General features: G+C 73.2%; 11 protein-coding genes and 1 riboswitch. Of the genes, 8 read left to right on the top strand and 3 right to left on the bottom strand.

What is annotated here, in order from left to right:
• Positions 1 to 42: 42 nt before the first annotated feature.
• The 3 genes from KVA01_RS00930 to moaA all read right to left on the bottom strand — a co-directional run bounded on the left by KVA01_RS00930 (position 43) and on the right by moaA (position 2,828).
• Positions 43 to 1,293: a molybdopterin-binding protein gene (locus KVA01_RS00930; RefSeq protein ID WP_082810255.1), complete on the bottom strand. Its 1,251-nt coding sequence runs from the start codon at positions 1,291 to 1,293 to the stop codon at positions 43 to 45.
• 190 nt (positions 1,294 to 1,483) lie between these two features.
• Positions 1,484 to 1,747 (bottom strand): MoaD/ThiS family protein, encoded by a 264-nt coding sequence (locus KVA01_RS00925; RefSeq protein ID WP_068468048.1) that lies wholly within the window; start codon positions 1,745 to 1,747, stop codon positions 1,484 to 1,486.
• Between the two features lie 4 nt (positions 1,748 to 1,751).
• Positions 1,752 to 2,828 (bottom strand): GTP 3',8-cyclase MoaA, encoded by a 1,077-nt coding sequence (gene moaA, locus KVA01_RS00920; protein WP_068468046.1) that lies wholly within the window; start codon positions 2,826 to 2,828, stop codon positions 1,752 to 1,754.
• Positions 2,829 to 2,894: 66 nt separating this feature from the next.
• On the opposite strand from moaA, the gene KVA01_RS00915 reads away from it, so the two are divergent.
• From KVA01_RS00915 to gcvT, 8 genes are all read left to right on the top strand, one after another.
• The gene (locus tag KVA01_RS00915; RefSeq protein ID WP_141268554.1) at positions 2,895 to 4,364 is read left to right on the top strand and encodes a molybdopterin molybdotransferase MoeA; all 1,470 of its coding nucleotides are present in this window, start codon (positions 2,895 to 2,897) and stop codon (positions 4,362 to 4,364) included.
• Positions 4,365 to 4,402: 38 nt separating this feature from the next.
• The gene (gene moaC / locus KVA01_RS00910; protein ID WP_068468145.1) at positions 4,403 to 4,906 is read left to right on the top strand and encodes a cyclic pyranopterin monophosphate synthase MoaC; all 504 of its coding nucleotides are present in this window, start codon (positions 4,403 to 4,405) and stop codon (positions 4,904 to 4,906) included.
• Positions 4,903 to 5,955, top strand: coding sequence for a molybdenum cofactor biosynthesis protein MoaE (locus KVA01_RS00905; RefSeq protein WP_141268552.1), 1,053 nt, complete (start codon positions 4,903 to 4,905; stop codon positions 5,953 to 5,955). Before moaC ends, KVA01_RS00905 begins: the two co-directional genes overlap by 4 nt.
• Position 5,956: 1 nt before the next feature.
• Entirely contained in the window at positions 5,957 to 6,799 is an 843-nt protein-coding gene (gene fdhD, locus KVA01_RS00900; RefSeq protein ID WP_068468042.1) for a formate dehydrogenase accessory sulfurtransferase FdhD, read from the top strand.
• A 266-nt stretch (positions 6,800 to 7,065) separates the two neighbouring features.
• The gene (gene rplJ, locus KVA01_RS00895; protein WP_055085305.1) at positions 7,066 to 7,599 is read left to right on the top strand and encodes a 50S ribosomal protein L10; all 534 of its coding nucleotides are present in this window, start codon (positions 7,066 to 7,068) and stop codon (positions 7,597 to 7,599) included.
• A 122-nt stretch (positions 7,600 to 7,721) separates the two neighbouring features.
• Positions 7,722 to 8,108, top strand: a complete 387-nt coding sequence (rplL, locus tag KVA01_RS00890; RefSeq protein ID WP_068468040.1) for a 50S ribosomal protein L7/L12 — start codon at positions 7,722 to 7,724, stop codon at positions 8,106 to 8,108.
• Positions 8,109 to 8,299: 191 nt separating this feature from the next.
• A riboswitch (glycine riboswitch) is annotated at positions 8,300 to 8,411 on the top strand.
• 163 nt (positions 8,412 to 8,574) lie between these two features.
• Positions 8,575 to 11,469, top strand: a complete 2,895-nt coding sequence (gene gcvP, locus KVA01_RS00885; protein WP_141268550.1) for an aminomethyl-transferring glycine dehydrogenase — start codon at positions 8,575 to 8,577, stop codon at positions 11,467 to 11,469.
• Positions 11,469 to 12,614, top strand: a complete 1,146-nt coding sequence (gene gcvT / locus KVA01_RS00880; RefSeq protein WP_141268548.1) for a glycine cleavage system aminomethyltransferase GcvT — start codon at positions 11,469 to 11,471, stop codon at positions 12,612 to 12,614. Before gcvP ends, gcvT begins: the two co-directional genes overlap by 1 nt.
• Positions 12,615 to 12,754 lie beyond the last annotated feature (140 nt).

Genomic DNA, 12,754 nt, shown 5'->3' with positions numbered 1-12,754 from the left:
GTTCCTCCCGGCTCGGGGTGTCAGGGACGACGACGCCGCGCGCTACCAGGGCAGGGGGAGCGCCGTCGTCGGCTGCCCGGCGTGCAGACCGCCGCGTGGGACGCTCAGCAGACCGTCCGCCGCGCTGAGGCCCCGCAGCATGTTGGAGCCCACCGCGCGGCACGGGTACCAGGCGCCGTCCTCCAGGCGTGCGGGAACCAGACGTTCGGCGCGTCCACCGGAGATCTCCGCCCCCGCCACGGCGCGGCGGGGTGCGGCGGGCGGCCGCCCGAGGAACCCGGTGACGAAGGCGCCGCCCAGCACGAGCAGGGCGACCACCGCACCCAGGGGGTTTCCCGGCAGCGCGAGCACGGCGGCGTCGTCGGCCGCGGCCAGGACGGCCGGGTGCCCGGGCTGCATGTCCAGCTGGTCCACGAGCAGCCGTGCGTCCCGTTCCAGCAGGGGCCTCACGAGGTCCGCGCGGGAGCGTGCGGTGCCGCCGGTGGTGACCACGAGGTCGTGCGTGGCGCTCACGGCGCGGACGGCGTCCCGGAGGGTCGCGGCGTCGTCGGCGACGCGGCGGATCTCGCCCACCACTGCGCCCATCCCGGTGACCACGTGCGGCAGGGACATGCCGAACGCGTCCCGCACGCGGCCGGGACCGGGCAAGCCCTCGGTGACCACCTCGGAGCCCGTGAGCACGAGCGCCACCCGGGGTGCGGTGCGCACCGGCAGGGCGTCCACGCCCGCGACGGCCGCGAAGGCCGCATGGGCGGGGGAGACAACGGCGCCGGCCTCGAGCAGGATCTCCCCGGCCGCGCACTCCGTCCCGGTGGGCCGGACGTGCCGCCCGGCGAGCTCCGAGCGCGGGGCCTCCGGCGCGAGCTCCACGGCGTCCCCGCGGCGCAGCGCGTACTCGTCCCGGACCACGGTGGTGGTGCCCTCGGGGATCACGCCGCCGGTCACGACGACGACGCCGGTACCGGGGGCCAGAGCCAGGTCCGACGCCGCGCTCGGCAGGGTGTCCCGCGCGGGGTCCTCCGCGTTCACGAGGCGCCACGGGCCGGGACCGTTCACCGCGTAGCCGTCCATCGCGCTCGACGCGTAGTGCGGCACGGGGCACAGGGCGCGGACGTCCCGCGCCAGCACGCGGCCGGGGGCGTCCTCCAGGGCCACGTCCGTGCTCGACGCCGCGCCGCGGGCCGTCGCGAGCGCCGCACCGGCGCCGTGCGCCAGGCCGGAGGCGTCCTCCCGCGTCGCGTGCCGCAGGGTCTGCAGGGCCCGGGCCCAGTCAGGATCGTTCGCGGCGCTCATGGTGCGGTGTCCCTTCGTCGTGGAGGTCGTGGAGGTCGTGGCGGTCGGGGGCGTCCGTTCCGGGACGCCCCGCCCCGTTGCGGAGGTGGCGGGCGTTGCGGTGAGGCGCTGTCTCCGTGGTCGCTGTCCCGCCCCGGACGTGCCGCACGGCAGGACCCGCCGGGTGGGACGCGTGGGCGCGCACCACGGCTCAGCCTCCCGCGAAGGGCGGCAGCACGTCCACGGTCGCGGCGGGGGAGATGGGCGCCCGCGGGTCACGGGCGGCGACGGCGTCCACGAGCCACGAGCAGCGCGGGAGCACCTGCGCGAGCGAGGGCTCCCCCGGGGGCGGCACCGGGTGGCGGGACACGAGCAGCTGCTGGAGGTCCTCGCGGGTGATGCCGGTGTGCGTGGAGATCTCCTCCTCCGGCACGCCGGCTGCGGCGGCTGCGGCGGCGAAGTAGCGGACGAGCATCCCCTCAGCCCCCGATCGCGCTCATGCTGCGGTCCGGCTGGACGTAGTCCCCGGAGTCCAGCCCGGTGTGGTCCATGCCGTGGGCCCGGGGCTTGATCCACATGGCCTCGCGCCACCGCTGGGCCACGGCGTCGTCGGACGCGCCGTCGCGCAGCAGCTGCATGAGGTCGGTCTCGTGGTGGGAGAACAGGCACGAGCGCACGTGGCCCTCCGCGGTGATCCTGGTGCGGGTGCAGTCCTCGCAGAACGGCTCCGTGACCGAGGCGATGATTCCCACCGTGCCCAGCACGGGACCGCCCCTATGGGCCCGCACGAGGTACTTCTCCGCCGGCGCCCCGGCGCGGGGAACGGTGTCCGGGGAGAGCTCGAACTCCTGGGACAGCGCCTCACGGATCTGCGCCGCGGTGACCATGTTCGTGCGGGTCCAGCCGTGGTCCGCGTCCAGGGGCATCTGCTCGATGAACCGCAGGTCGCACGAGTTCTCGAGCGCCCAGCGCAGCAGCTCGGGGGCCTCGTGGTCGTTGACGCCGCGCATGAGCACGGCGTTGAGCTTCACCGGGCGCATCCCCGCGCGCTGGGCCCCGGCCACGCCGGCCAGTGCCTCCGCGAGCTTGCCGCGGCGTGCGAGCCGGCGGTACGTGTCCGCGCACAGGGTGTCCAGGGAGACGTTCACGCGGCTCATCCCGGCGTCCGCGAGTCCCTGGGCGCGTGCTTCGAGGCCGATGCCGTTGGTCGTCATGGACACCGGGATCCCGGGTAGCCGCTCGTGCAGCGATCCCACGAGCTCCTCGAGGTCCGGGCGGATCAGCGGCTCGCCGCCGGTGAGGCGGATCTCCCGCACCCCGAAATCCCGCACCGCGATCCGCGCGAGCCGCACGACCTCCGGGGCCGTGAGCAGGGCGTCGCGGGAGAGCCACTGCATCCCCTCCGCGGGCATGCAGTAGGTGCAGCGCAGGTTGCACTTGTCGGTCAGGGAGATCCGCAGGTCCGTGGCGGTGCGCCCGAAACGGTCCGTGAGCGGCCCCTGCGTAGGCACCCCGCGCGTGGGGAGGACCTGGGGATTGCCGAGGAAGACGGACATGGCCCCAGTCTAGGTCTCGGCTCCGACGCGCCCCGGCGCCCCCGGCACGGTGGCTACCCTGGAGTCATGTCCCGCAGCATCGCATCGCACCGTCGCGCCCTGGCGGTACTGCTCTGCCGGCGGCGCGGCCCGGCGGACGACGCCGTGGCGCTGCCCCTGGCGCGTGCGGCGGGTCGGGTGCTCGCGGCGGACCTCGTGGCGCCCCTGGACCTGCCCCCGCACACCAACTCCCAGATGGACGGCTTCGCGGTGCGCGTGGCGGACCTCGCGAGGGCGCGGGAGACCGGCGAGGCCGTGACCCTGCCCGTCCGGGGCACGCGCGCCGCGGGTGCCGTCCCCGCGCACCATGCCCCGGGCACCGCGACCGCCGTGATGACCGGCGCCGTGATCCCCGACGGCGCGGACGCCGTGCTCGCCGTGGAACGCGTCTCGCCGTCGCGCTTCGACACGCCCAGCATCACGGTGGACGCCGAGCTGGCCCGCACCACCCCGGAGGGGACGTTCGTGCGCCCGGTGGGCAGCGACGTCGCCCGCGGTGCCGTGGCCCTGCCCGCCGGAACCCTCCTGGGTGCCGCCGCCCTGGGGGCCTGCGCCGCGCTCGGGCTCACGGACACCGCCACGGTGCGCGTGCGCCGAGGACCCCGCGTGCTCGTGGTCACCGGCGGCGACGAGGTCATCCCGGCCGGGACAGAGCTGCGGCCCGGCGCGCTCTACGACGCCAACGGACCGCTGCTCGCGGCCTGGCTGCGCGAGGCGGGTGCCGAGCACGTCATCCGCATGGCCGTCCGCGACGACCCGGCTGCCTTCGTCGCGGCCCTGGCCGCCGCCGTCGACGCCGAACGGCCGGACCTCGTGATCACCAGTGGCGGCATCAGCGCCGGGGCCTTCGAAGTCGTGCGCCAGGGTCTCGAGGCCCACGCCGACGACTCCTGGTTCGGTCACGTGGCCATGCAGCCGGGCGGGCCCCAGGGCACCGCGGTCTTCCACGGCGTGCCGGTGGTGTGCGTCCCCGGCAACCCCGTGAGCACATGGGTGTCGTGTGAAGTGCTGGTGCGCCCTGCGCTGGCCGCGGCGTGGGGTGCGTGCGCACCGCCGCGCTGGGGCACGGCGGTGCTGGACGAACCCGTGGTGCCGCTGGAGGCGCGGACGCAGCTGCGCCGCGGCAGCATCACCGGGTACGACGACGCCGGCGTCCCGCAGGTGGCGCTCGTGGGCGGGGCATCGTCGCACCTCCTGACGGCGGCCGCCCGCGCGGACGTGCTCGTGCAGATCCCCCACGGGGGTCCGCGGCTGCCGTCGGGGGCCACCGTGGCCGTGCTGCCCGTGGTTGGCGGCGTGCTGCCCCCGCTCCACCGTTCGGACGGTGCGCCGACGCAGCGCCCGCCCACGGCCGGCACGGCCACGGACCGGGCTCCAAGCGGCGACCCGGTCGCCGTCGTCCCGTCCACGAACGGGACACGGACCCTCGGCACCACCGCCCTCGACGCCCCACCCCATAATGCCCCCACCGACGACGCACCAGGAGCGACAGCGTGACCCAGCACCGACCCGACGAGCGGCCCGGGACGGCCGCGGTGTCCGAAACACAGACCCCGATTCCCGCACGGGAGCCCCGGCTGACCCACGTCCGTGAGGACGGCACGGCCCACATGGTGGACGTGAGCGAGAAGGCCGTGACGTCCCGCGAGGCCACGGCGCAGGCTGTGCTCGTGACCCGCCCGGACGTCGTCGACCTCCTCAGCTCCGGCGACCTGCCCAAGGGGGACGCGCTTGCCGTGGCGCGGGTGGCCGGAATCATGGCCGCCAAGCGCACCCCGGACCTCGTGCCGCTGTGCCACCCGCTGCCGATCAGCAAGGTCAGCGTGGATCTCGCTCCCGAGCGCGACCGGGTCACGATCCGCGCGACCGTGCGCACGCGCGGCGTGACCGGCGTGGAGATGGAGGCGCTGACCGCGGCGAGCGTGGCGGCCCTGACCCTCTACGACATGATCAAGGCCGTGGACAAGGCGGCCACCATCGAGGAGACCCGTGTGCTCGCCAAGTCCGGCGGCAAGAGCGGGGATTGGAGCAGGCAGTGAGCGAGCGCGAGCACGTGGGGGCGAAGCGCCCGCCGCACCAGCACGAGGACAGCGACTTCCACCTGGAGGGCCGCCGCGCCGTGGTCGTGATCGTCTCGACCTCCGCCGCGAACGGCACCGCCGAGGACCGCTGCGGACCGCTGCTGCGCTCGTGGCTCGAGCGCCGGGGGATGACGGTCTCGGTGCGGACCGTCCCGGACGGACCGCAGGTGCTCTCGCTGCTGCGCGAGCTCACCGCGGGGTCCCACGGGGTGGACGGTCCGCGGTTCGTGATCACCTCCGGCGGCACCGGTCTCAACTCGGACGACGTCACCCCGGAGGCCACCGCGCAGGTGGTCGAGCGGGAGGCCCCCGGGATGATGCACGCCCTGTGGGCCAAGGGGCTCGAGAAAACCCCCACCGCCGTGATGAGCAGGGGAGTGGCGGGCCAGGTGGGCTGCACGTTCGTGGTGAACCTCCCCGGCTCCCGCGGTGGCGTGAAGGACGGCATGGCCGTGCTGGACCCCCTGCTGGACCACATCAGCGCGCAGCTGGAGGACGTCCACGGCCACGGGGAGGACCGCTCGGTCACCCGCACTGCGGACGAGGTGGTTCCCGCTCAGCCGGGTGACGACGCCCCTGCCGGGCTGGTCCTGCACGCGGAACTCACCGAGGACCCGCTGGACCCCGGGACCGCGCGCCGAGCCGTCGCCGATCCCTCGTGCGGGGCCGTGGTGGGCTTCAGCGGCGTGATCCGCGACCACGACGGCGGCCGCACGGGCGTCACGGGCCTGGAGTACACGGCGCACCCCTCGGCGCACGAGGTGCTGTGCGACGTCGTCGCCCGGGCCGCTGCCGATCACCCGGGCACGCGCGTGTGGGCGGCGCACCGGACCGGGGCGCTCGCGGTGGGGGACAGTGCCCTGGAGGTGGCCGTGGCCGCCGCGCACCGCCGCGAGGCCTTCGCCGCGTGCGCGGACGTCGTGGACCGCATCAAGGAGGCGGTGCCCATCTGGAAGCGCGAGGCCTTCCGGGACGGCGGGCACGCGTGGGTGGGACTGGACGCCTGAGATGGCCGCTCGCAGAATCGTGCCCGCCCGGGTCCGCAGCTTCGACGCGCACGGCGAGGTCTCCGCGGGGCCGGACCGGCTCGCGGGGGAGGAGCCCCTGGAGATCCGGCTGGACGGCGAGCAGTTCACCGTGACCATGCGCACGCCCGGGGACGACTTCGAGCTCGTCGCGGGACTGCTGCTCAGCGAGGCCGTGATCACGCGGATCTCGCACGTGGTGAAGATGGACTACCGCTCCGGCGTGGACCAGGACGGGCACCGCACGTACAACGTGGTGGACGTGCGCCTGGCGCCTGACGCCCCCGGGCCGCGGCGGGGCGCGCAGCGGCAGGTGTTCACGTCGTCCTCGTGCGGGGTCTGCGGCACACCGTCCCTGGACAGCGTCCTCAAGCCCTCGGCCTACCCGGTGGCCCTGCCGCATCCGCTGGTGAGCGCCGCCCGCGTGGTGTCGCTGCCGGACGAGCTGCGCAGGCACCAGCGGGTCTTCGACGCCACGGGCGGCGTCCACGCGGCGGCACTGTTCCCTGCGTCCGGCGGTGACGCGCTCGTCGCTCGCGAGGACGTGGGGCGGCACAACGCCGTGGACAAGGTGATCGGGTGGGCGCTGCAGCGGGAGCTGCTGCCCCTGCACGACGTCCTGCTGCAGGTCTCCGCGCGGGCCTCCTTCGAACTCGTGGGCAAGGCCGCCATGGCAGGGATCCCCGTGCTCTCGGCCGTCAGCGCGCCCTCGGCGCTCGCGGTCTCCCACGGGCGGGAACGAGGGGTGACCGTCATCGGCTTCAACCGGCGGGGCACGTGCAACGTCTACACGCACCCGGGGCGGATCAGTTCCCCCGAGGCCTGATTTGGCGCACGCTCGTGGCCTGGGGTACGGTGGGATCACCAAAGACCGCCGGTCATCATGCGTGCCTCGGTACGCGTGGTCGAAGAGGTTCCCGGGAACGGGGACCGTCCAGCGCAGGTGAACCAGCACGAATCCTTCATCCGGACCCACCATGCTCACGCGTGGACGGTCGGACGTGGTCGAGCCCCGGGCATCTGCGCGGGGCTTTTGTCGTGCCACCCCTCGGGGCGCGCGGAGCCGGCATCCACATGTAAGGAAGGAGCACCATGGCGAATCCTGAAAAGGCTGCCGCGGTTGCAGAGTTGAAGACGCTGTTCTCCAACTCGCACGCTGCTGTCCTGACGGAGTACCGCGGGCTCACCGTGGCTCAGCTGAAGACGCTGCGTCGCTCTCTCGGTGAGAACGCCGAATACGCCGTGGTGAAGAACACGCTCACCGCCATCGCGGCGCGCGAATCCGGGATCGACGCGTTCGAGGGCCAGCTCATCGGCCCCTCGGCCATCGCGTTCGTCTCCGGTGACGCCGTCGAGGCAGCCAAGAGCCTGCGTGACTTCGCCAAGGACAACCCCCAGCTGGTCGTCAAGGGCGGTTACCTGGACGGCGTCGCGATGGACGAGACCGAGATCGAGAAGCTCGCGGACCTCGAGTCCCGCGAGGTCCTGCTCGCCAAGGTCGCCGGTGCCGCCAAGGCATCACTGTCCAAGGCTGCCGCGCTGTTCCAGGCCCCGCTGTCCAAGACCGTCCGCACCGCGGACGCGCTGCGCGCCAAGCTGGACGAACAGGGCGAGAACGCCGCCTGATCCCTCCGGGGATCCATCGGGTCCCGGGCACCCCGCCCGGGAAGCACCCGTGTTCTTCTCACCACGCACACCTCGCCGGGGCCACCAGCGCCGGCACCACGTACAAGTAAGGAGCCAACACCATGGCTAAGCTGACCACCGAAGAACTGATCGAGGCCTTCAAGGAACTGTCCCTCATCGAGCTCTCCGAGTTCGTGAAGGCGTTCGAGGAGACCTTCGACGTCACCGCTGCCGCCCCCGTGGCCGTGGCCGGTGCCGCTCCCGCCGCCGGCGATGCCGGTGCCGCCGAGGAGGAGAAGACCGAGTTCGACGTCATCCTCGAGTCCGCCGGTGACAAGAAGATCCAGGTCATCAAGGAAGTTCGCGGCCTGACCTCCCTCGGCCTGAAGGAGGCGAAGGACCTCGTGGACTCCGCCCCCAAGGCTGTGCTGGAAGGCGCGACCAAGGAAGCCGCCGACAAGGCCAAGGAGTCCCTCGAGGGCGCCGGCGCCACCGTCACGGTCAAGTGAATCCCGGCGCCACCGGCGCCGCCCGCGCAGCGTGACCGTCCCTGGATGGCCACGGCGCACCACGCAGAACCCCGCACCGTACGGTGCGGGGTTCTGTCGTACCCGCAGCCGCGTGCCCCGCAACCGACGTGACGGAGGGACGTTCAGGTCGTCGGTGTGATGTGCGAAACTGGCCCTGACCATCTGGCCGTCACAGTGCGGCGGGAGAGCACGACGGTTCGGGGCCTCGGCCGCGGGCGCGTCGTCGCCGAAGGAGCAAACCCTCCCCGGGAACCTCTCAGGCACCCGTACCGCCGCACCAGGCCACTCTGGAGAGTCCGCCGCCCCCGTGGTGGCGGACGCCGTCGGGGCAGGTCGGTGGACGCGCAGCGCGGCGTCCACCGGCGAAAACTCTCAGGTTGTGGAACAGAGCGGGGAGGACACACCGGGCCACCGCGTGCCCACGAGCAGCCCAGGAGACCCTCGTATGTCCTTCCTGTCACGCCACATCGGCCCGGACGCCGATGACCTCGCCACCATGCTCCGCGCCGTGGGTGCGGAGAGCCTCGACCAGCTGATCGACCGCGCCGTGCCGGAGAGCATCCGCTTCCGGGACACCCTGGACCTGCCGGAACCGCTCGACGAGCCGGAGGCGCTCGCGTCACTGCGCCGGATTGCCGCACGCAACACGGTGATGCGCCAGATGATCGGGCAGGGCTACCACGAGACCGTGACTCCGGCCGCGATCCGCCGCAACATCCTGGAGAACCCCGGCTTCTACACCTCGTACACCCCGTACCAGCCGGAGATCTCCCAGGGTCGCCTGGAGCTGCTGCTCACGTTCCAGAACGCGGTCATCGACCTCACCGGCATGGACGTGGCGAACGCCTCCCTGCTCGACGAGTCCTCCGCCGTGGCCGAGGCTGTGCTCATGATGCGCCGCGCGAACCGCCGTTCCAAGAGCACCCGGGTCCTGGTGGACTCCCGCTCCCTGCCGCAGACCCTGGCCGTGGTCACCGGGCGCACGCGCGCCGCGGGGATCGAGCTGGTCACCGCGGACCTGGGTGATCCCCAGGAGATCGCCCGTGCGCTGGCGGACGGCGAGTACTTCGGTGTGGTCGTCGCGCAGATCGGGGCGGACGGGGACGTCGTGGACCCCACGGACGTCGTGGCCGCCGCGCACGAGGCCGGCGCGCTCGTGACCGTGAGCACGGACCTGCTCGCCCTGACGCTGCTGCGCAGCCCGGGGGAGGTCGGCGCGGACATCGCGGTCGGCTCCGCCCAGCGCTTCGGGGTGCCCCTGTTCTTCGGCGGTCCGCACGCGGCGTTCATGGCCTCCCGCAAGGGCACCGAGCGCTCGATGCCCGGGCGCATCGTGGGCGTCTCCACGGACTCCGCGGGCGCTCCCGCCTACCGGCTCGCGCTGCAGACCCGTGAGCAGCACATCCGACGCGAGAAGGCCACCTCCAACATCTGCACCGCCCAGGCGCTGCTGGCCATCGTGGCCGCCGCGTACGCAGTGCACCACGGCCCGGACGCCCTGCGCGCCCTCGCGCTGCGGCTGCACGGCCTCGCCGCGAGCCTGGCCGCCGGGCTGCGGGCGCGGGGGATCGACGTCGTCCACGACCGCTTCTTCGACACCGTCACCTTCTCGGTACCCGGGCGCGCGGACGGCGTGGTCGCCGCCGCCGCGGACCGCGGCATCAACCTGCGCCGCGTGGACCAGGACACCGTGGGTGCGAGCTTCGGCGAGCCCCACACCGAGCGCGACGTCGAGGACGTCCTGACTGCGGTCTCCGAGGCCTGCGGCGCGGCCGATGCCGCCGCGACCGAGGACGTCTCGACCTACGACCTTCCGGCCAAGTGGCTGCGCACGGACGAGTACATGACCCACCCGGTGTTCCACACGCACCGCTCCGAGACCTCACTGATGCGCTGGCTGCGCGAGCTCTCGGACAAGGACCTCGCGCTGGACCGCACCATGATCCCGCTGGGCTCGTGCACCATGAAGCTCAACGCGGCCGCGGAGATGGAGCCCATCTCGTGGCCCGAGTTCGCGAGCATCCACCCCCTCGCGCCCGAGGAGCAGACCCGCGGCTGGAGCGAGCTGATCGAGCAGCTGCAGGGCTGGCTCGCGGAGATCACCGGCTACGCCGCGGTCTCCGTCCAGCCCAACGCCGGGTCCCAGGGCGAGCTCGCGGGCCTGCTCGCGATCCGCCGCTACCAGGTGGACCGCGGTGAGGAGCAGCGCAAGACCATCCTGATCCCGTCCTCGGCGCACGGCACCAACGCGGCCTCCGCGGTGCTCGCGGACCTGAAGGTCGTGGTGGTCGCCACCGCGGCGGACGGCACGATCGACCAGGAGGACCTCGCGGCCAAGATCGAGTCCGTGGGGGACGAGCTCGCGGGCATCATGGTCACCTACCCCTCCACCCACGGCGTGTACGACACGGACATCACGCAGGTGTGCGCGGCGGTGCACGACGCCGGCGGTCAGGTCTACGTGGACGGCGCCAACCTGAACGCGCTGATGGGCCTCGCGCGCCCCGGGCGCTTCGGCGGGGACGTCTCCCATCTGAACCTGCACAAGACGTTCTGCATCCCCCACGGCGGCGGCGGACCCGGAGTGGGCCCCGTGGCCGTGGCCGAGCACCTGGTGCCCTATCTCCCCGGCAACCCGGCGGACGCGGACCTGGACGAGCGCGGTGCAGGCTTCCCCGTGGCCGAGGCACCCCACGGTTCGGCGGGCGTGCTGCCCATCACCTGGATGTACATCGCCATGACCGGGGCGCAGGGGCTCACCGAGTCCTCGCGCACCGCCGTGCTGGGCGCCAACTACATCTCACGGCAGCTCTCGGACGTCTTCCCCACCCTCTACACCGGGGACGGCGGGTTCGTGGCCCACGAGTGCATCCTGGACCTGCGTCCCATGACCAAGGCCTCGGGCGTCACCGCCGAGGACGTCTGCAAGCGGCTCGTCGACTTCGGCTTCCACGCCCCCACCCTGGCGTTCCCGGTGGCGGGCACGCTCATGGTGGAGCCCACCGAGTCGGAGGGCCTCGCGGAGCTGGATCGTTTCATCACGGCCATGCGCACCATCCACGCGGAGATGCAGCAGATCGCGGACGGGGAGATCGCCCTCGAGGACTCCGCAGTCCGCCACGCCCCGCACACCGCTCAGGTGCTCACGGCGGACGAGTGGGAGCGCGCCTACCCGCGCTCGCAGGCCGCCTACCCGGTCCCGTCCCTGCGCCGGGTCAAGTACTGGCCTCCGGTGGGCCGCGTGGACAACGCCGCCGGTGACCGCAACCTCGTGTGCGAGTGCCCGCCCATCGAGGCCTTCGACGCCGCCTACAGCGAGGCAGCGGAACAGGAGAAGTGATGAGCGAGCGACACACCGCACTGCATGAGGCCCACGAGGAGCTGGGGGCCAGGTTCACCGACTTCGGCGGCTGGTCGATGCCCGTGCGCTACGCGAGCGACACCGCCGAGCACCACGCCGTGCGCCGCGGGGCCGGGATCTTCGACCTCTCCCACATGGGGGAGGTGGAGGTCACCGGTCCCCAGACGGGGGAGTTCCTGGACCACGCGCTCGTGGGGGTGCTCTCGGGCATCGGGACCGGCCGGGCCAAGTACTCCCTGATCGTGGACGAGCAGGGCAGGATCCTGGACGACCTGATCACCTACCGGCTGGGGGAGGAGCGGTACCTCGTGGTGCCGAACGCCGGGAACCAGGAGACCGTGGTGCGGGCTCTGCAGGAGCGCGCCGAGGGCTTCGACGTCGTCGTCACTGACCGCGGTCCAGGGACCTCCCTGATCGCGGTCCAGGGCCCGCGCGCTCTGGAGGTGCTCGAGGCCACCGAGCTGACCCCCGCACAGGACGTCGCTGGGCTGAAGTACTACGCGTGCGTCCCGGCCGAGTGCGCGGGGGTGCCTGCGCTCGCCGCCCGTACCGGGTACACCGGTGAGGACGGCTTCGAGCTCTACTGCGACAACGAGCACGCCCCGCAGCTGTGGAGCGCGCTGCTGGCCACCGCGGAGCGGCTGGGCACCGAGGACGCCCCCATCGGTCCCGCGGGTCTCGCCGCGCGGGACTCCCTGCGGCTCGAGGCGGGGATGCCCCTCTACGGCCACGAGCTCTCCACGGAGATCTCCCCGGTGGAGGCCGGGCTCGGCAAGCTCGTGGAGGTTGCTCTGCGGAAGAAGGGCGAGGCGGGCACCGTCACGGTGGGCGGGGATGCGCTCACCGCCATGCTCGGGACCACACCTCAGCGCACCCTGATTGGGCTGCAGGGCCTAGGACGCAAGCCCGTGCGCGCCGGCTACACCGTGGTGGTGGGGGAGCGCACCGTGGGCGAGGTCACCAGCGGACTGCCTTCGCCTACCCTCGGCAGGCCGGTGGCCATGGCGCTGGTTGCCACCGACGCGCTCGAGGAGATCGCGGCCGGAACAGTGGGCGTCGTGGACGTCCGCGGCCGGGCGGTGGACGTGGAGCAGACCCCGCTGCCGTTCTACAAGCGGGGCTGAGCGCAGGGAACGGACCCCCAGGGGTGTGCCAGGAGCGGGTCTGCCGGGAGTAGCCTTCCGGTAGACCCGCTGTCACGTGCCGGCCCGTCCGGGGCTGGCCTGCGGGCCGCGGAGAACATCCGTGCGTCGTCGCGGACGCA

Source organism: Kocuria varians, assembly GCF_006539885.1.
Taxonomy (GTDB): Bacteria; Actinomycetota; Actinomycetes; order Actinomycetales; family Micrococcaceae; genus Kocuria; species Kocuria varians.
The sequence above is the reverse complement of the archived record's forward strand: the minus strand, read 5'-3'. Positions and strand labels throughout refer to the sequence as shown.